Source organism: Streptomyces sp. E2N166 (assembly GCF_003671715.1).
In the GTDB taxonomy this organism is placed as follows: Bacteria; Actinomycetota; Actinomycetes; order Streptomycetales; family Streptomycetaceae; genus Streptomyces; species Streptomyces thinghirensis.
Window position 1 is genome coordinate 1,013,633 of the sequence record NZ_RAIF01000006.1, and the last position, 18,538, is coordinate 1,032,170.

Below are 18,538 nucleotides of genomic sequence, written 5' to 3' on the forward strand. Positions count from 1 at the left end.
GCGGAGGACGTGGAGGGCGGCGCGACCGTGGACGCGGGGGCGCGGGCACCTCGCCTGCGGGGCTGAGGGCAGCCCGGCCGGGGCGTTGTCAGTGGCGTACGGCAGACTCGTGGCGTGCGGAAGATTCATGTGATCGGTATCGGCGCGGGCGACCCCGACCAGCTCACCCTGCAGGCGGTGAGGGCGCTGCGCGGCACGGACGTGTTCTTCGTCCTGGACAAGGGCGAGGTGAAGGCCGACCTGGTGCGGCTGCGCCGGGAGATGCTGGAGACGCACGTACCTGAGGGGACGTACCGGATAGTCGAGGCGCGCGACCCCGAGCGGGACCGGAGCGCGGGCGGCACGGCGTACTCCCCCGCCGTCGGGGACTGGCGCAGCGCCCGCGCCGGCATCTACGAGCGGCTGATCGCCGATGAGCTGGGCGAGGACGAGAGCGGTGCCTTCCTGGTGTGGGGCGACCCGGCGCTCTACGACAGCACGCTGGGCATCCTGGAGGAGATCCTGGAGCGCGGCGCGGTGTCCTTCGAGTACGACGTCGTACCGGGCATCAGCAGCGTCTCCTCACTCGTCGCCCGGCACCGGACCGGGCTGAACCGGGTGGCGCGGCCGGTGCAGATCACCACCGGGCGGCGGCTCGCGGAGGGCTTCCCGGAGGGGGTGGACGACGTCGTGGTGATGCTCGACGCCCACCAGACGTTCCGGCGGTACGCGGACCAGGACATCTACATCTACTGGGGCGCCTATATAGGCACCCCGGACGAGATCCTCGCCTCCGGCCCGATCGCCGAGGCCGCGCCCCGCATCGAGCGGCTGCGCGCCGAGGCGCGGGAGCGCAAGGGCTGGATCATGGACACGTACCTGCTGCGGCGCAACCCGGGCGACGGCTAGCCGGACCGACCGCCCGGCCACCCCGAGGGCCGCACCCGGGCGGACCGTCCCCGCATGCGTGGCCGGTGCACCGGTGTGATCGTGACCGTGTGACAGTCGCCGAGGCAACCCCACGGAACGCCACCGCCCAGCCGCCCGTGCTCGACAAGCGCCGCCGCAACGTCGTCTTCGTCACGATCATGCTGGGCATGCTGCTCGCGGCCCTCGACCAGACGATCGTCGGCACCGCGCTGCCGACGATCGTGTCGGATCTGGGCGGCGGCGAGCACATGTCGTGGGTGGTGACCTCGTACCTGCTCGCCGAGACCGTGGCCACGGTGCTGGTCGGCAAGTTCGGCGACATGTTCGGCCGCAAGGTCGTCTTCCAGGTCTCGGCGATCGTGTTCATCACGGGCTCGTTCCTGTGCGGGCTGGCCACCAGCATGCCGCTGCTGATCATCTGGCGGGCGATGCAGGGCGTCGGCGCGGGCGGCCTGATGGTCACGTCGATGGCGCTGATCGCGGACGTCATCCCGCTGCGGGAGCGCGGCAAGTACCAGGGCGCCATCGGCGCGGTGTTCGGGGTGGCGACAGTCATCGGCCCGCTGCTGGGCGGGTTGTTCACCGACCACCTGTCCTGGCGCTGGGCCTTCTACGTCAACGTGCCCATCGCGATCGTCGTCGTCATCGCCGCCGCGCGCACCATCCCGGTGGTGAAGTCGGCCGTCCGGCCCGTCATCGACTATCTGGGCATCGCCCTGGTCGCGGTCGGCGCGAGCGCCCTGATCCTGGCGACGAGCTGGGGCGGCAACGAGTACGGGTGGGGCTCAGCCGTGATCATCGGCCTGTTCGCGGGCGGGCTGATCGCACTCGGGCTGTTCTGCTGGGTGGAGACCCGGGCGGCCGAACCGATGCTGCCGATGCGGCTGTTCTCCAGCCCGGTGTTCACCGTCTGCTCGGTCCTCAGCTTCATCGTCGGGTTCGCGATGCTCGGCGCGCTGACGTATCTGCCGACCTACCTGCAGTACGTCGACGGCGACTCGGCCACCGTCTCGGGCGTGCGCACGCTGCCGATGGTGGCCGGACTGCTGATCGCCTCGGTCTTCAGCGGGAACGTCGTCAGCAAGACCGGACGGTACCGGCTGTTCCCGATCGTGGGCACCCTGGTGATGGGCGTCGGCCTGTATCTGATGTCACTCATGGGGCCGTCCACGGGCGCCTGGCTGGAGTCGCTGTACATGTTCGTGCTCGGCACGGGCATCGGCCTGTCCATGCAGGTGCTGACCATCGCGGTGCAGAACACCGTCGACTACACCGACCTCGGCACCGCGACCTCCGGCGTCACCTTCTTCCGCACGCTGGGCAGCTCCTTCGGCACCGCCGTCTTCGGCACCATCTACGCCAACGCACTCGGTCCCAACCTGCGGGACGGCGTGTCCGCCGCCGCGGGGACCGGCGCGGCCGATCCGGCCGCGATCAGCAGGGCGGCGACCAGTCCGGAGGGTGTGCACCGGCTGCCGCCGGAAGCGTCGGTGCCCATCGTCGGCGCGTACGCGGACACCATTCAGACCGTGTTCCTGTGGACGGTCCCGGTCGCGGCGCTCGGCTTCCTCGTCGCGCTGTTCCTCAAGCAGGTCCAGCTGCGCGACAGCGCCCGGCTGGGCTCCACCGACATGGGTGAGGGCTTCGCCTCACCGCACGACGCCGACAACAGGCGGGCGCTGGAGGCCTCCGTCGGAAAGATCATCGGCAGTACGGAGCTGGACACCGCGCGCCGGATCATCGCGGACAGCGACACCCGGCTCGACGTCGCCGGTGCCTGGGCCGTCATGCAGGTCGAGCTGTTCACGCGGCTGGTCGGGCACGCCGGCCTCGGTCTGATCGCGGCTCGCCGCCGGCTGCCGCCGGAGGTGCTGCTGCCGGTCTTCGACCGCATGGTCGAGGAGGGTTTCCTGACCCGCCACGGCTCCCTGCTCTCCCACACCGACGCCGGCGCCCGCGAGGCCCTGGTCATCGGCCGGGCCTGGTCGGCGTGGCTGGAGGACCGGGTGGAGCAGGACATCGGCCGGCCCTCGGACACGGACCTGCGTGCCGCGGTCGACTCGATCGCCAAGCGGCTGCTGGTCGAGGACCTGAGCAGCGGTCTGCCGGAGCGCGTGCGGCAGCCGGTCACGGCGGCCCGCTGAGCCCCAGCCGCTCCAGCCGCTCCACGGCCGCCGGGACGCCGGGTACCACGTCCGCGCCCCGAGGCAGCGGGGGCCTGCGGACGACCACCACCGGGAGAGCCAGCTCGCGGGCCGCCGTGAGCTTGGCCGCGGTGGCCGCTCCCCCGCTGTCCTTGGTCACCAGTACGTCGATGCGGTGGTCGCGCAGGAGGGCCGTCTCGTCGGCCTCGGTGAACGGGCCGCGGGCCAGCAGCACGCGTGTGTCCGGTGGGAGGGGCGGCTCGGGGTGCTCCACCGAGCGGGCGACGAAGTGGTGGTCGGGCAGGTGCGCGAAGGCCGCCAGGCCCAGTCGGCCGGTGGTCAGGAAGACGCGGCGGCCGAGGTCCGGCAGCAGGTCGGCCGCCTCGGCGAGGGAGGCGGCCGAATGCCAGTGGTCTCCTGGTCCGGCCTGCCAGCCGGGGCGGCGCAGGATCACCGCGGGGGTGCCGGTGGCCGCCGCGGCGCGGACCGCGTTCGCCGTGATCGTCTCGGCGAACGGGTGGGTCGCGTCGACGAGGGCGTCCACGTGCTGATCGCGCAGCCAGGCGGCCAGCCCCTCGGGTCCGCCGAAGCCGCCGGTCCGCACCTCCCCGGCCAGGGAGCCGGGCCGGGTCACGCGTCCCGCGAGAGAGGTGGTGACGCGGACGCCGGATCGCGCCGCCAGATCGGCGGCCAGGCGGCGGGCCTCGGTGGTGCCGCCGAGGATCAGCACGTGCGGGGACGGGGGGAGGCGGGACATGGCGTCGAGACTAGGGCCTTTCCCGCGACCTTTCCGCCGGACAGGCCTACGGTCCGTCAGGGCAGCAGGAGCTGGAGGCCCCCCACCACCGTCGCCGCGATCACCAGCCGCTCGAACAGACGTTGATTGATCCGGCTCACAGCCCATTTGCCGATGAACGCCCCGGGCACCACGAAGACCACGAGCGCGGCGTCGAGAAGCAGCGAGCGGCCGTCGATCAGGCCGAGGCCGGCGCTGAAGGGCAGCTTGGAGACGTTGACGATCAGGAAGAAGAAGGCCGACGTGCCCAGGAAGCCGAGCTTGCGGAAGCCCGCGGAGAGGAGATACATCGACATCACGGGGCCGCCCGCGTTGGCGACCATCGTGGTGAAGCCGCCGAGGACGCCGTACGAGCGGGCCTTCACACGGCCGGTCCGTGAGGCGATCTCGTCGGGCTGCCCGTCCGCGTCGGCGGCCTGCCGCCGACGCCACATCGTCACCCCTGCCATGAAGAGCAGGATCACGCCGATCGACGACCGTACGATCGCGTCGTCGGCCCACACCAGGAACAGGGTGCCCGCGACCACGCCGACCGCCACCGCCGGGAACAGCCGCCACAGCGTGGGCCAGTGCGCGTGGCGCCGGTAGGTGAGCACGGCCAGGATGTCACCGGCGATCAGCACCGGCAGCAGGATGCCGGTGGAGGCGCGGGCGGGCAGGACCGCCGCGAAGATCGCGAGACTGACCGTGTTGGCCCCGCTCACGGCGGTCTTGGAGAAGCCGACGAGCAGGGCCGCGAAGGCGAGTGCGGCGAATTCCCAGCCGGTGAGGTGCCACAGCGTCATGGTGTCCATTGCGGGCACCGATGCTATGTGCACCTGTCCGGTGCCCGTAAGCGCCGTCTCGCCAGGTGGCCCCCCTTAGCCGGCCGCGTACCGCACCCGCAGTTCCCGCTTCAGGACCTTCATGCTCGGGCCCAGCGGCAGCGCGTCCGCGAACTCCACGCGGCGCGGGTACTTGTACTTGCCGAGGTACCGCTTGGACCACTCGGTGACCTCGGCGGCGTCCGGCGTCGCGTCGGGGGCCGGGACGACGACGGCGCACACCTCCTCGCCGTGCAGTTCGTCCGGGAGGCCGATGACGGCTACCTGCGCGATGCCGGGGTGGCGCATCAGCACCTCCTCGACCTCGCGCGGATAGACGTTGTAACCGCCGCGGATGATGATGTCCTTCTTGCGGTCGACGATCCGGAGGAACCCGTCGTCGTCCTTGGTACCGAGGTCCCCGGTGCGGAACCAGCCGTCGACGAGCGCCTCGGCGGTGGCTTCCGGGCGGCCCAGGTAGCCGGAGAAGACGTTGTGGCCGCGTACGACGACCTCGCCCAGCTCACCGGGCGGCAGCAGCTCGACGCGGTCCTCGGCCTCCGCGCGGGCGATCTCCACGTCCACGCCCCACAGAGGGTGCCCGATGGTGCCGGGCCTGGCACCGAACACCGGCTGGTTCACGGCCGCCGCCGGGGAGGTCTCCGACAGCCCGTACCCCTCGTAGATCTTCGCGCCGAAGGCCTCCTCGAACCGCTCCAGGACGGCCACCGGCAGCGAGGCACCGCCGGAGATGCACACCCGCAGGCCGGGCAGGGCGTCGGCCCCGGCGGCCGCGGCGGCGAGGGCGACGAACATGGTCGGGACGCCGTGGAAGGTGTTGACCTTCTCCCGCACCATCAGCTCGATCGCGCGCGCGGCGTCGAAGCGCGGCAGCAGGACGAGGGTGGCTCCGGCGCGCCAGGTGGAGTTCAGGGAGACGGTCTGGCCGAAGGCGTGGAACAGCGGCAGCGCGCCGAGGGCTGTGTCGTCGGGCCGGATGTCGTTGGCGTCGAAGGCGTTGACGGTCGCGTTCATCACCAGGTTGAAGTGGCTGAGCACGGCGCCCTTGGGGACGCCGGTGGTACCGCTGGTGTAGAAGACGACGGCGGGGTCGTCGGCGTCGCGGGTGACGTAGGAGGGCAGTGGCTCGGCGTCGGCCGCGAGCTTGTCCAGCTCGTCGCCGAGGGTGACGACCCGTACGCCCGCCTCCCGCGCGGCGGCCGCTCCGTCCGCCTGTGCCGGGTGGCACAGCAGAAGGGTGGCGCCGCTGTCGCGCAGGACGTGCTCGACCTCCGACGGTGACAGCAGCAGGTGGACGGGGACGACGACGCCGCCGGTCGCGGCGATGGCGTAGTACGCCTGCGGGAATTCGGCGGTGTTCGGCGCCATCAGCGCGACCCGGTCCCCCGGCCGGATCCCCAGGCCGGTGAGGGCGCCGGCCTGGGCCCGGGCCCGCTGCCACACCTCGGCGAAGGTCAGCCGCAGGTCACCCTCGACCAGCGCCTCCTTGTCGGGGCGGCGCCGGGCGTTCTCGGCGAGGATGGCGGCGACGGAGAGGGTTGCCATGGGGTGTTGCTCCGTTTCCTTGCTGCTTCCTTGCTGCGGCTCCGCAGCGGGGCGGATGATGTGCGTCCGGCTGGGGCTGGGGGTCGTCCGGATCAGGCCGGCTCCGGGACGGCGCCTTGCCTCGCGGCACCGGCAGGATCCGAACGACACCCCCCTAGTGCCGTTCGACCAGGACCGCGCTGCCCTGCCCCACGCCTACGCACATCGTGGCGAGCCCGCGGGCCGCTCCCGTGCGGCGCATGCGGTGGAGCAGGGTGGTGAGGATGCGGGCGCCGGAGCAGCCGAGCGGGTGGCCCAGCGCGATGGCGCCGCCGCTGGGGTTCACGAGGTCGGGATCGATGCCGAGCTGGTCCACGCAGGCGAGGGCCTGGGCCGCGAAGGCCTCGTTGAACTCGGCCGCCGTGAGGTCGTCGACGCTCCAGCCGGCGCGGGCGAGGACCTTGCGGGTGGCGGGGACCGGGCCGATGCCCATGACGTCCGGGTGGACGCCGGCCGAGCCGCCCGCGACGTAGCGGCCGAGGGACTCCAGGCCCAGGTCGTTCAGGGCTTCCTCGCTGACCAGGAGGAGGCCGGCGGCGCCGTCGTTCATCGGGGAGGCGTTGCCCGCCGTGACGGTGCCGCCGGCGCGGAAGACCGGCTTGAGGCGGCCCAGCTTCTCGACGGAGGTGTCCTCGCGGACGCACTCGTCGGCGTCGACGACCACGCCGTCGGGGCGTTCGACGGGGAGCAGCTCGTCGTCGAAGTGGCCGTTCTTCCGGGCCTCGGCGGCGAGGCGGTGGCTGCGCAGGGCGAACTCGTCCTGGCGTTCGCGCGGGATGCCGTACCGCTCGGCGACCTCCTCCGCGGTCTCGCCCATGGCCAGCAGACCGTGCAAGTCCTTCATCACCGGGTTGACCAGGCGCCAGCCGAGGCGGGTGTCGACGGTCTCGATGCGGTGCGGCAGGGCCTCGTCGGGGCGGGGCAGCACGAAGGGGGCACGGCTCATCGACTCCGAGCCGCCGGCGAGCACGATGTCGGCCTCGCCGGCGGCGATGGTGCGGGCGGCGGTGGTGACGGCCTCCAGGCCGGAGGCGCACAGCCGGTTCACCGTGGCGCCGGGCACGGACTCGGGCAGGCCGGCGAGCAGGGCGGCCATGCGGGCGACGTTGCGGTTGTCCTCGCCGGCCTGGTTGGCGGCGCCCCAGTAGACGTCGTCGACGCGGGCCGGGTCGAGCGCGGGGACGTCGGCGACCAGGCCCCCGATCACGGCGGCGGCGAGGTCGTCGGGCCGCACGGTGGACAGGGCGCCGCGCAGCTTGCCGATCGGGGTGCGGCGGGCGGCCGCGAAGTGGACGGGACGCACGGGGGGACTCCTGACCGTCACTCGGTCGCCGGACGGCGAACGAACACTTAATTAGCACTGCTAGTTTTGGACTATAGACCGCCGGGCGGCTCCCTGGGAAGATCCTCCGGTGACCTTCACCGACGCAGCTGGAGGAGAGATGACCGAGGCCCGCGAGCACGTCCTGAGCGGAACGCGGGGACGGCTCACCGCCCGCGAGTGGCCGGCCGGGCGGCCCGTGTACGTGGCGCTGCTGGTGCACGGATACGGCGAGCACATCGGCCGCTACGACGAGGTGGCCGGTGTCCTGACCGGGCACGGCGCGGCCGTCTACGGCGCCGACCACGCCGGACACGGGCGGTCGGACGGCGAACGGGTGCTGATCGAGGACTTCGAGGACGTGGTCACCGACGTGCACACCGTGGCGGAGCGGGCCCGGACCGACCACCCCGGCCTCCCGGTGGTCATGATCGGACACTCCATGGGCGGCCTGATCGCGTCCCGCTACGCCCAGCGCCACCCCGGCGAGCTGACCGCACTGGTGCTGTCCGGGCCGGTCATCGGCGACTGGGAGCTGCCGCGCACGCTGCTCGGCCTTCCCGAGATCCCCGACACCCCGATCAGCCCGTCCTCGCTCTCCCGGGACCCGGCGGTCGGCGCGGCGTACGCGGCGGACCCGCTGGTGTGGCACGGCCCCATGAAGCGGCCGACGGCGGAGGCGTTCGTACGGACCCTGGACACCGTGGCCGAGGGCGGCGACGTCGGCCGGCTCCCGCTGCTGTGGGCGCACGGCGACGACGACCGGCTGGTACCGCTGCCGGGCAGCCGCGTCGGCGTCGAACGGCTCAGCGGCGGCGACCTGACCGAGCGGATCTACCCGGGCGCCCGGCACGAGATCTTCAACGAGACGAACCGGGCGGAGGTGTTCACCGACGTCACGCGCTTCCTGGACGGCGTACTCGCCCGCTGAGCGGCCGGGCGTTCGCCCCGGCGCCCCGGCGTCCCGGCGTCCCGGCGGGCGTTTGCCCGCGAGCCCCATGGGCACCCGCGCCCCCATGGAGTGGTTGCGCCGCGCCGCCTGCGTGGATGAGGACCCCGAACTGTTCTTCCCGGTGGGCACGGCCGGACCGGCTCTGCGGGACACCGAGGCCGCCAAAGACGTCTGTGCCCGGTGCCCGGTGAGCGCCCAGTGCCTGGCGTTCGCCCTGGAGCTGGGGCAGACGTCGGGCGTGTGGGGAGGCACCGGCGAGGAGGAGCGTGTCGCTCTGCTCCGTACGACCGCGCAGTACACGCATGCGCACGACTACGCACGTACGCACGACGGAATGAGGGGCAACTCATGGCCGACGCCCTCGAACTCGACGCGCTGTGGGAGGACTTCCACCGCGTCGTGAACATGACCTCCGCGGAACTCTCGGACTGGCTCCGGGTGCGCGACTCCGGCGAGCTGACCGAGCCGTTGCCGGACGACGCCGGCTCACCGCTGGGGCAGCACGTCCTGGCCATCCTGCAGAAGCGGCGCACGGACCTGACGGAGGACGACCTCCGGGCGATGCGCAAGGTCGTGGACACCGTGACGTCGCAGACCGACCTGGAGAACGAGCCCCGGTCCGAGGACACCCGGCTCAGGCACCGGCTCATGACGGTCGGTCACGACCCGCTGAAACCGTAGCCGTGAGCCGTGACCAGCGGCGGGTCGTACGGGAACTCGTCGACGCGCACGGGCAGACGTACGCCGAGGAGGCGGGCATCCGGCTGAAGGACACCCCGCAGCCGCTGTACCGGCTGCTCGTCCTCACCCATCTGCTCAGCGCCCGCATCAGCGGTTCGATCGCCGTGGCCACCGCCCGTGCCCTGCACGAGGCGGGGCTGCGCGACCCGCGCCGCATGGCCGCCGCCGACTGGCAGGAGCGGGTGGACGCGCTCGGCCGGGGCGGCTACCGGCGCTACGACGAGCGCACCGCCACCCAGCTCGGCGACGCGGCCGGACTGCTGACCGAGCGATGGGGCGGGGACCTGCGCCGGCTCCGGAAGGAGGCGGACGGTGAGGTGCCCGAAGTGCGGCGGCTGCTCCAGGAGTTCCCCGGGGTGGGCCCGACCGGCGCGGACATCTTCCTGCGCGAGGCACAGTGCGTCTGGCCCGAGGCGGCTCCCTACCTGGACCGCAAGGCCCGCCAGGGCGCGGAACGCCTCGGCCTGCCGGGCGACCCCGACCGGCTCCTCGACCTCGCCGGAACGACGGAACCGGCCGTCCTCGCGGCGGCGCTGGTGCGCGCGTCGCTGGACGAGGAGGTCGTGCGGGACACCCTCGAACGCGCCGGGTGAGCCTTCCGGGCTCCGGCCGCCGGTCACCCGAACAACCCCGTGCGCTGGTGCGTCCGCGGGTGCGGTGATGCGCTGAGGACACCGTGTCACGTCCCAGGAGGCATCCGCGATGAGCCGTCGTCCGTCCCGCCCCGTCCGTCTCATGGCCTCCGCCCTGGCGGCGGGCGCGCTGCTGACCACGGCGGCCTGCTCGGACGACGGCGGCGGGTCGGGGGCGGTGTCGGACACCGCCGCCGCACAGGCCCGCGCCGCCGAGAAGGACGCCGAGAGGGAAGCGGCGAAGAAGCAGCCCACGGGCTCCCCCGCGACGTCGCCCACGGGTTCGCCCACCGCGTCCCCCTCCGCCCTCACCGAGTCCGGCGCGAAGGCCGCCCTGCTCACCGAGGCCGACCTGGAGGGCGGCTGGAACCAGGTCCAGGACGCGGACAAGTGGCGCGACCGCCTGCTCGTCGGCGAGGTCGACGTCTCCGACTTCCTCACCGCCAAGACCGACGCGGCGGACTGCCAGAAACTCCTCGACGGCCTGTACCGCGACAATCTGCTGGGCGAGCCGTCGGGACCGTCGGCGCTCACCGGCTTCGAACAGGGCGACTCCCGTCTGCTCGAGCAGGTCGCCGCCTACGACCGCGCCGGTCTGGACGACAGCCTGGAGTGGATGGACTCCCTGCCGCAGAAGTGCGATCAGTTCACCGCGACCGACGAGGCGGGCGAGAAGCGCACGGTCCAGGTCACCGAGGCCTCGGTGCCCGAGGCCGGCGACGCGCGTGAGGGTCTGCACGTGACCGTGCGGGGAACCGCCGCCGACAATCCGGCCACGCTCACCCTGGACCTCGTCGCCGTACGCGTCGGCACCTCCGCCCTCACCGTCACCGGCGGCGGCCTCGACGGCGACGAGGCCGCGTCCGTGGAGCAGGCGGTGCGGCAGGGGACCGAGCGCCTGAAGACCGTTCTGGACGGCGGGACCCCTTCTCCGCGGCCCACCAACCTGGACTGACCGACCTCGAGGGCTCCCCCGCCTCCGCACACCTCGGGCGAAACCCGGACAGCGTGATCACCGGACGGCACAATGGTGCGGGACGGACAGCGCACGCGCGAAGGGGAGCCGAGACGTGAGCGAGAGCGGCCCCGTCCCCGGCGGGCGTCCGGGTGAGGTCGAGCGGGCCACCGCACTGAGCGGGGAGCTGTCCGGGCAGGGCGTGCACGGAGTCGTGCTGTCCTACGTCGACACGGCGGGGGCCGGGCTGTTGCAGGAGCGGGTGGACGCCGACGGACTGGGCCCTGCCGGGACGCGCTGCGCATCGCGCGCTGGGCGGGGCGGGACAACGCACGCCGGGTCTACCGGCTGCCGGGGGCCTGGTGGACGACGGCTGAGCGACGTGGGACCGGTCACAGTCCCGGAGCGCCGCCCGGGAAGCAGGAACGGCTGAAAGTATGATCAAGCGATGTCTGACATGACCGAAACCACGCCGGGCTGGCTGTCGACCGACGAACTCGAGATGGCACGCGCCCGCATGCCGATCCTCTACGTCGAGGCCGTGCCCGTGCGCGTCGACGACAGCGGAGAAGTCACCAGCGTCGGCCTGCTTCTGCGCATCGGTCCCGACGGGACGGTCAGCCGGACGCTGGTCTCCGGCCGGGTGCTGCACCACGAGCGGGTCCGGGACGCCCTGCTGCGTCACCTGGAGAAGGACCTCGGTCCGGTGGCGCTGCCCCGGGTGCCGTCCTCGCTCCAGCCGTTCACGGTGGCCGAATACTTCCCCACGCACGGCGTCACGCCGTACCACGATCCGCGGCAGCACGCCGTCTCCCTCGCCTACGTCGTGCCGGTGGCCGGCGACTGCCGGCCGCGCCAGGACGCGCTGGACCTGGTCTGGTTCAGCCCGCAGGAGGCTCTGTCACCGGCCGTGCAGAGCGAGATGCCGGGCGGGCACGGGGTGCTGCTGAAGCAGGCGCTGGCGCATGTGGGCTGCGTGGTCTGAGGGCCCGGTGACCGGCCCGCCCCCGCCGAGCTACTCCCCGGGCCGCTCCCCGTCGCTCAACTGCGGGTCCAGGTCGTCCCGGAGCAGACCCCGGGAACCCGTCTGTCCGGTGCGGTAGGCGGAGCGGGCCACCAGGTGGGAGGCGACCGGGCCGGTGAGGAACTGGAAGAAGACGATGAGGGCGAGGGTGCCCAGATCGATGCCGTGGCGCAGCCTCAGCGCCACCCCGGCGAGGACGAGAAGCACCCCGAGGGTCTGCGGCTTGGTGGCGGCGTGACTGCGGGAGAGCACGTCGGGGAAGCGGAGCATACCGATCACACCGAGCAGGCACTGCAGGCAGCCGAGGAACAGGAGGACCGCCCCGATCAGATCGGCGGCATCGGCCCAGGCGTTCACCGGTGGTCCTCCGTGCCGTCCGCACGCACCGAGGGCCGGTCGCGTACGGCGATGAACCTGGCGATGCCCACCGAGCCGGTGAAGCCGAGGAAGGCGAGCACCAGCATCACCGGGAAGTAGAAGGAGTCGCCGTCGTGGGCGGCCTTGACGGCGAGGCCGGCGATGATGAGCGCCGCCGCCACGTCCAGGGCGACCGCGCGGTCCAGCATCGAGGGCCCGTACCAGACGCGGTACAGCAGCAGGGCGCCCGCGACGAGGATCATCACGGCCGAGGCGGCCAGCACGGCCTCTTCGACGGCGCGCAGGGTGGTCACGGCGAGCGGTCCCCTTCCGGTACGGGCTGGGCGGCGAGGGCGATGTCCTCGGCGGTGCCGAAGGCGCGGGCCACGAGTTCCTCCATGCGCCACACCGACCGCTGGGCGCTCTCGATCTCGCCCGGGTCGTCGGCGTCGAGGACGTGCAGGAACAAGGTGGCGGTCGACCGGCGCACCTCGATCACGGAGCCGCCGGGGACGTTGGAGACGGCGACGGCGGTGGCCGTGAGCATGAGGTCGCCGCGCACCCGCAGCGGGACGGCGACGACCGCGGCGGGGTACGGGCCCTTGGCGAAGATCTGCCGGGTGACCTCGACGCTCGAGGAGAACATGTCGTACAGCAGGTAGACCGTGAGCCGCAGGATGCCCAGCGGACGCAGCCGCAGACCGAGGTCGACGGCGGGCAGCGGGAAGGCGAGGCACAGGCACACCGCGACGATGACGCCGTTGACGAGGTTGGCCCAGGACAGGGTGCCCCACAGCAGTATCCAGATGACCGTGAGCCAGGCGGTGAGCGGCAGGTCGAGAACGCGTCTGCCGCTGCCGACGCGGAAGGACCAGCTGTAGGGGGAACGGTCGCGGAAGAGGTTGCTCATCGGCCGAGCACCGCCTCGATGTAGGGGGTACGGGCGAGGAGTTCGGTGGCGGCGGCCTCGGTGAAGGTGGTGAGGGGGCCGCCGAGCACGGTGTAGAGCAGGCCGAGGGCGACGGCGGCGCCGGTCGCCACCACCATCGGCCAGGGCAGCCGCCTGGTGGTGGTGATGGACTGCCCGAGGAAGCCGGCGGAGACCACGGCGCCCGCCGGTTCCGGCAGGCCGCTCCCGGAGCCGGTCGCCGCGCTGTCCTCACCGTCCCCGCCGTCGCCGTCCCCGTCGTCGCCCGGCTCGTCCTCGGCGGATTCCAGCACCCTCCCCTCGCCCTCGGCCCCGGGCGGAGCGTCGCGCCAGAACGCCAGGTTCCAGACCTTCGCCATGACGTAGAGGGTGAGCAGGCTGGTTGCTGCGGACCCGGCGACCAGCGCCCAGGCCCAGCCGCCGCCGTTGTCCACGCCCGCCCGCATCAGGCCGAGCTTGCCGATGAACCCGGAGAACGGCGGGATGCCCGCGAGGTTCATGGCGGGCACGAAGAACAGCACGGCGAGCAGTGGCGCCGTCTTCGCCAGGCCGCCGAGGCGGGTGAGTTCCGTGGTGCCGTCGCGCCGCTCGATGAGCCCGGCGACGAGGAAGAGGGTGGTCTGCACCGTGATGTGGTGGGCCACGTACACGATCGCCCCGGCGATCGAGCCGCGCCCGGCGAGCGCGATGCCGAAGACCATGTAGCCGATGTGGCTGATGAGGGTGAAGGAGAGCACCCGCTTCAGGTCGGTCTGGGCGACCGCGCCGAGGATGCCGATGACCATGGAGGCGAGCGCGGCGAGCATCAGCAGGTCGCCGAGGCGGTGGCCGGGGAAGAGCAGGGTCTGGGTGCGCAGCATCGAGTACACGCCGACCTTGGTGAGCAGGCCGGCGAAGACCGCGGTGACCGGTGCGGGCGCGGTCGGGTAGGAGTCGGGCAGCCAGGCCGCGAGCGGGAACACCGCCGCCTTGATCGCGAAGACGGTCAGCAGCATGGCCTCCAGCAGGGTCCGCACTCCGACCGGGACTTCCTGCAGCCGCCCCGCGAGCTGGGCGAAGTTGACGGTCCCGGCGACCGAGTACGTCATGGCGATGGCGACGAGGAAGAGCACCGAGGAGAACAGCGAGATGATCACGTACGTCGAGCCCGCCCGGATCCGGGTCGCGGTGCCGCCGATGGTGAGCAGGACGAAGCTCGCGACGAGCATGATCTCGAAGCCGACGTAGAGGTTGACGAGGTCTCCGGACAGGAAGGTGCAGGAGACGCCTGCCACGAGGATGAGGTAGGCGGGGTGGAAGACGCCGACCGGTGTCTGGTCGTCGCGGTCGGCCATGCCCTGGCCCAGCGAGTACAGGTTGACCAGCAGAGTGACGGCGCTGGACACGGTGAGCATCAGCCCCGCGAGCCGGTCGGCGACGAGGGTGATACCGACCGGCGGGGGGAAGTCGCCGAGGTGCACGCTGAGCGGACCGTGGCGGTCGGCGGCCACCATGAGGAGTACGGAGAGCACGAGGACCGCGCCGAGCACGGCGAGGGTGATGAAGCGCTGGAACCGCTGGAGCCGGGGACCGATGGCCAGTTTCAGCCCCGTGACGCACAGGGGCAGCAGGACGGGGAGGGGGACGAGCGCGTTCACCTGGTTCCTTCCGGGCCGGCGCCCTCGGGGTCGTCGGGCTGGTCGGGCGGCGGGTGGCCGGAGTCCTCGCCGGGGTGCGAGTCGGGCTCGTGGCCGGTCTCCTCGGGGTCGTTGGAGGGCCCGGCGACGCGGGCCGGTGCCGGTCCCGGCCGGCCCGACGGATCGGTGGTGCCCAGCTCCCGGCCCTCGCGGTAGTCCTCGGGGTCGGCGCCGAGGATGTCGTTCCACAGGTTCCCGGAGACGTCGTTGGCGCGGGCCTGGTAGGCGCGTTCCTCGCGGACCCGCCGGCGCAGCCGTCTGCGTGCGGCCCGGTAGCGGGCGCCGAGTTCGGGGTCGGTGCCGTGCTCGGCGCGCGCCTCGCGGTAGCGGTCGCGCAGTTCACCGCGCCGGTCGAGGAACTCGGCGCGCAGGGCGACCAGGCGGTCCTCGGTGTCGTCGCTGATCTCGTCGGAGCCGGTGACCTGGTGGCTGCGGTAGGCCATGGCCAGCAGGAACGCGGTGGTGGCGAGGGTGATGACGATCGCGGTCAGCGCGATGGCCTGGGGCAGCGGGTCGGTGACCCGGTTGCGGATGACGTTGGGGTAGAGCAGCGGCGCGGCACCCGCGCTGCCCGTCGAGGCGAGCACCAGCAGGTTGACGCCGTTGCCGAGGACGACGGCGCCGAGCAGGATCCGGGTCAGGGACCGGGTCAGCAGCAGGCTGGCGCCGACGGCGCTGAGGACGGCGGCGGCCACCAGGAGGGAGAGGCTCACGGTCATGCGGGGCCCGCCTCACCGCGCGGGGCGGTCCGGCCGGCGGCCGCCCTTTCGATCTGCCGGTCGATCCGGGCGCCGAGGGCCCGCACGATGTCCAGGACCACGCCGAGGACGAGGAGGTAGACGCCGCAGTCGAAGAGGACGGCGGTGGACAGGTGGGCTTCGCCCCACACGGGCAGGTGGCCGTGCCAGGTCCAGCCGTGCAGCACGGTCCCCTCGGCCAGGCCGCTCAGTGCGACTCCGGTGGACAGGAACAGGCCGAGCCCGGTGAAAGCGCCCGCCTTGAAGGGCACGGCGTCGGCGAGTTCGTGCCGTCCGCCCGCGAGATAGCGGGCGATGAAGGCGACGCCCGCGGTCAGGCCCCCGACGAAGCCGCCGCCCGGCAGGTTCTCCGCGCACATCAGCAGGTAGACGGAGAGGACGAGGATGGGGTGGAAGATGAGGCTCGCGACCACTTCCAGGACCACGGAGCGGCGCTCGGGGGCGAGGGTGGAGCCGGCCGCGAGCCAGGTCCGCTCCGGCGCGCCCTCGTCGCCGCTGGGCAGCCCCGCCGATTCGTACGAGGTCGCCCGCCAGGCGGTGCGCAGGCCGGCGTGCGGGTGGTCCCCGGGCAGCGGCAGTACGGGCTGCTCGGCGCTGTCGGTGCGGCGGTGCAGGTAGACGAGGCTGGTGACACCGATCGCGGCGGCGGCGAGCACCGCGGACTCCCCCATCGTGTCCCAGGCCCGCAGGTCGACGAGGATCGTCGCGACAACGTCCTTCAGGCCGTGGTGGGCGGTCTCCTCGACCATCGCCGCCCCGGCGCTGTCGGCCCGGCGGTGCCCCGCCATGATCCAGACGACGAGGGCGACGGCGGCGCCGCCCGCGAGCGCCACCGGCATCCGCAGTGCGCGCCGCAACCGGCTGTAGTTCTCCTCGAAGTGCACCGGCATCCGGCGCAGCACGAGCACAAAGACGATCATCGAGACGGTCTCCACGCAGAACTGGGTCAGCGCGAGGTCGGGCGCGCCCTGCACGACGAAGAGCAGCGCGGTGCCGTATCCGGTGAGTCCGGCGAGCACGACGGCCTTCATCCGGCGCCGCACGCCCAGGCACAGCACGGCGGCGGCACAGGTCAGCAGCGCGACACCGGCCTGGGCCGGGTGGTCCCACAGCCGTGGGGCGGGCACTCCGGCCCAGGGTTCGTCCGCGAGGAGCACGGCGGCCTGCCCGGCGAGGACCACGCTCATGGTCGTCACGAGGTACACCGACAGCGAGCCGCGCTGCACGAAACCGGTGCACTGCAGGGCGGTGCGTTCGAGGCCGAGCAGGAACCGTCCGAAGATCCGGTCGGCGGAGCGCCAGGCCAGGGCCTGCCCGACACGCCCTACGGGGCTCGCGGCGAGGAACAGCAGGACACCGCCCGCCCAGGCCGCGCAGGACAGTCCGAGGGCCAGACCCGCCCCGTGCCACAGCGCCAGGTGGTACGGGTGGGCGGGTACGGGGAACTGCCCGGCGTAGGCGCCGAGCAGGCCCTGGAGCCAGGACACGCCGGGTCCGAGGACAAGGCAGGCCAGGGCCAGCACGGCGGGCGGCGCGAGGAAGGCCGGCGGGACGGCGTACGCGTCCGTGTCCGGGACACCGGGCTTACGGGCGAAGGCGCCCCAGAGGTAGCGCAGGGTGTAGGCGGTGGTCAGGGCCGAGCCGACGACGGTCATCGCGAGCGCCCAGCGGTCGGCGGTGTCCCCGTCCAGGAGGGACTGGAAGGCAGCCTCCTTGGCGGTGAAGCCGAGCAGCGGCGGTACGGCGGCCATGGACAGTCCGGCGACCACGGCGACGGCGCACACGGCGGGCAGCCGGCGCCCGAGCCCGGAGAGTCTTCGCAGGTCACGGGTGCCGGTGGCGTGGTCGACGATCCCGGTGACCAGGAAGAGCGGGGCCTTGAACAGGGCGTGGGCGAGGATCATGGCGGTGGCGGCGACGGCGGTGTCGTGACCGCCCGCGCCGGCGAGGACGGTGAGGAAGCCGAGCTGGCTGACCGTGCCGTACGCGAGGACGAGCTTCAGGTCGTTCAGGCGCAGCGCCCGCCAGGCGCCCAGCAGCATCGTCGCGGAGCCCAGGACGAGCAGGAGCGGCCGCCAGGGCGTGACCTCGGCGAACGCGGGGGCGAGCCGGGCGATGAGGTAGACGCCGGCCTTGACCATCGCGGCGGCGTGCAGATAGGCGCTGACCGGGGTGGGGGCGGCCATGGCGTTGGGCAGCCACAGACTGAACGGCCAGATCGCGGACTTGGAGAGGGCGCCGACGAGGATCAGCGCGATCGCCGTGGACAGCGCCGCCGACGCGGACGGCGGGTCGGCGAGGATCGCCGAGATCCGGTAGGTGCCCGCCTCGTGGCCCAGGACCAGGAAGCCGACGAGCATGGTCAGTCCGCCGAGTGTGGTGACCGTCAGGGCCTGCAGGGCGCTGCGCCGGTTGCGTTTGTGGTCGCTGGTCTGGCCGATCAGCAGATAGGAGAAGACGGTCGTCAGTTCCCAGAAGATGTAGAGCAGGATCAGGTCGTCGGCGAGGACCAGGCCGAGCATCGCCCCGGCGAAGGCGAGGAGGCTCCCGGCGAACCTGCCCAGCTGCCGCGACCGGTCGTCGAAGTAGGAGGCGCAGTAGACCAGGACGAGGGCGCCCACTCCCGCGGCGAGCAGCACCATGAGTTCGGCGAGGGCGTCCAGCCGCAGCGCCCAGTCCACACGGTAGGCCGGCAGCCAGGTCCACTCGGTGGTGTCGGCGCCGCCCGCGGCCGTCGTGCTCCACCGGGTGGCCGCCCAGACGGCCGTCGCGGCGGGCGGCAGCGCCAGCACGATGAAGGCACGGGTCCCGCACCACCTCACCAGCGGCGCGGCGAACAGCGCGAGCGCGAAGTGGCAGAGGATGAGCGCGGACACCCGACAGTGATATATCGGGCATCTCGCCTGGGCGCCCAGCCACGCCGCAGGGCAGACAATC

Annotated in this window: 18 protein-coding genes and 1 pseudogene; 9 read left to right on the forward strand and 10 right to left on the reverse strand. The window is 72.7% G+C overall.

Going from position 1 to position 18,538, the window contains the following annotated elements; genetic code table 11:
- Nucleotides 1-114: 114 nt before the first annotated feature.
- Both cobF and EBH09_RS04925 read left to right on the forward strand, forming a co-directional pair.
- Nucleotides 115-888: a precorrin-6A synthase (deacetylating) gene (cobF, locus tag EBH09_RS04920; protein WP_121745738.1), complete on the forward strand. Its 774-nt coding sequence runs from the start codon at nucleotides 115-117 to the stop codon at nucleotides 886-888.
- A gap of 89 nt (nucleotides 889-977) precedes the next feature.
- Nucleotides 978-3,053, forward strand: coding sequence for an MDR family MFS transporter (locus EBH09_RS04925; protein ID WP_193776110.1), 2,076 nt, complete (start codon nucleotides 978-980; stop codon nucleotides 3,051-3,053).
- Here EBH09_RS04925 and EBH09_RS04930 read toward each other — a convergent pair.
- From EBH09_RS04930 to EBH09_RS04945, 4 genes are all read right to left on the reverse strand, one after another.
- Nucleotides 3,037-3,810: a cobalt-precorrin-6A reductase gene (locus tag EBH09_RS04930; RefSeq protein WP_121745740.1), complete on the reverse strand. Its 774-nt coding sequence runs from the start codon at nucleotides 3,808-3,810 to the stop codon at nucleotides 3,037-3,039. The genes EBH09_RS04925 and EBH09_RS04930 overlap by 17 nt on opposite strands.
- Before the next feature lie 56 nt (nucleotides 3,811-3,866).
- Entirely contained in the window at nucleotides 3,867-4,643 is a 777-nt protein-coding gene (locus tag EBH09_RS04935) for a sulfite exporter TauE/SafE family protein (protein ID WP_121745741.1), read from the reverse strand.
- 66 nt (nucleotides 4,644-4,709) lie between these two features.
- Nucleotides 4,710-6,218 (reverse strand): long-chain fatty acid--CoA ligase, encoded by a 1,509-nt coding sequence (locus EBH09_RS04940; protein WP_121745742.1) that lies wholly within the window; start codon nucleotides 6,216-6,218, stop codon nucleotides 4,710-4,712.
- Between the two features lie 154 nt (nucleotides 6,219-6,372).
- On the reverse strand, nucleotides 6,373-7,560 hold the full coding sequence (locus EBH09_RS04945; RefSeq protein ID WP_121745743.1) for a thiolase family protein: 1,188 nt from the start codon (nucleotides 7,558-7,560) through the stop codon (nucleotides 6,373-6,375).
- Between the two features lie 139 nt (nucleotides 7,561-7,699).
- Between EBH09_RS04945 and EBH09_RS04950 the strand changes: the two genes are divergently transcribed.
- From EBH09_RS04950 to EBH09_RS04980, 7 genes and pseudogenes are all read left to right on the forward strand, one after another.
- The gene (locus tag EBH09_RS04950) at nucleotides 7,700-8,509 is read left to right on the forward strand and encodes an alpha/beta hydrolase (protein WP_121745744.1); all 810 of its coding nucleotides are present in this window, start codon (nucleotides 7,700-7,702) and stop codon (nucleotides 8,507-8,509) included.
- An 85-nt stretch (nucleotides 8,510-8,594) separates the two neighbouring features.
- Nucleotides 8,595-8,933, forward strand: a complete 339-nt coding sequence (locus EBH09_RS04955; RefSeq protein WP_121746247.1) for a WhiB family transcriptional regulator — start codon at nucleotides 8,595-8,597, stop codon at nucleotides 8,931-8,933.
- Nucleotides 8,879-9,211, forward strand: coding sequence for a DUF3140 domain-containing protein (locus tag EBH09_RS04960; protein WP_121745745.1), 333 nt, complete (start codon nucleotides 8,879-8,881; stop codon nucleotides 9,209-9,211). The genes EBH09_RS04955 and EBH09_RS04960 overlap by 55 nt, the downstream gene beginning before the upstream one ends.
- 2 nt (nucleotides 9,212-9,213) lie before the next feature.
- Complete coding sequence (locus EBH09_RS04965) at nucleotides 9,214-9,864, forward strand: endonuclease (RefSeq protein WP_121745746.1); 651 nt, start codon at nucleotides 9,214-9,216, stop codon at nucleotides 9,862-9,864.
- A gap of 109 nt (nucleotides 9,865-9,973) precedes the next feature.
- A complete protein-coding gene (locus tag EBH09_RS04970; RefSeq protein ID WP_121745747.1) occupies nucleotides 9,974-10,858 on the forward strand; it encodes a hypothetical protein in 885 nt (294 codons plus the stop codon).
- Between the two features lie 241 nt (nucleotides 10,859-11,099).
- A pseudogene (locus tag EBH09_RS38595) lies at nucleotides 11,100-11,299 on the forward strand (hypothetical protein); the annotation flags it as partial.
- Between the two features lie 16 nt (nucleotides 11,300-11,315).
- Nucleotides 11,316-11,843, forward strand: a complete 528-nt coding sequence (locus EBH09_RS04980) for an NUDIX hydrolase family protein (RefSeq protein ID WP_193776173.1) — start codon at nucleotides 11,316-11,318, stop codon at nucleotides 11,841-11,843.
- 30 nt (nucleotides 11,844-11,873) lie between these two features.
- On the opposite strand, the gene mnhG is transcribed toward EBH09_RS04980, so the two are convergent.
- From mnhG to EBH09_RS05010, 6 genes are read right to left on the reverse strand one after another with little or no spacing between them, the layout of a single operon-like run.
- Complete coding sequence (gene mnhG / locus EBH09_RS04985; protein WP_121745749.1) at nucleotides 11,874-12,239, reverse strand: monovalent cation/H(+) antiporter subunit G; 366 nt, start codon at nucleotides 12,237-12,239, stop codon at nucleotides 11,874-11,876.
- Nucleotides 12,236-12,553 carry a monovalent cation/H+ antiporter complex subunit F gene (locus EBH09_RS04990; RefSeq protein ID WP_121745750.1) on the reverse strand — a complete coding sequence of 106 codons (318 nt, stop codon included), beginning with the start codon at nucleotides 12,551-12,553 and terminating at the stop codon, nucleotides 12,236-12,238. The genes mnhG and EBH09_RS04990 overlap by 4 nt, the downstream gene beginning before the upstream one ends.
- Entirely contained in the window at nucleotides 12,550-13,149 is a 600-nt protein-coding gene (locus tag EBH09_RS04995; protein WP_121745751.1) for a Na+/H+ antiporter subunit E, read from the reverse strand. The genes EBH09_RS04990 and EBH09_RS04995 overlap by 4 nt, the downstream gene beginning before the upstream one ends.
- On the reverse strand, nucleotides 13,146-14,804 hold the full coding sequence (locus EBH09_RS05000) for a Na+/H+ antiporter subunit D (RefSeq protein ID WP_121745752.1): 1,659 nt from the start codon (nucleotides 14,802-14,804) through the stop codon (nucleotides 13,146-13,148). The genes EBH09_RS04995 and EBH09_RS05000 overlap by 4 nt, the downstream gene beginning before the upstream one ends.
- Nucleotides 14,801-15,562 carry a Na(+)/H(+) antiporter subunit C gene (locus EBH09_RS05005; RefSeq protein WP_121745753.1) on the reverse strand — a complete coding sequence of 254 codons (762 nt, stop codon included), beginning with the start codon at nucleotides 15,560-15,562 and terminating at the stop codon, nucleotides 14,801-14,803. The genes EBH09_RS05000 and EBH09_RS05005 overlap by 4 nt, the downstream gene beginning before the upstream one ends.
- The gene (locus tag EBH09_RS05010) at nucleotides 15,559-18,477 is read right to left on the reverse strand and encodes a Na+/H+ antiporter subunit A (protein WP_121745754.1); all 2,919 of its coding nucleotides are present in this window, start codon (nucleotides 18,475-18,477) and stop codon (nucleotides 15,559-15,561) included. The genes EBH09_RS05005 and EBH09_RS05010 overlap by 4 nt, the downstream gene beginning before the upstream one ends.
- Nucleotides 18,478-18,538: the final 61 nt, after the last annotated feature.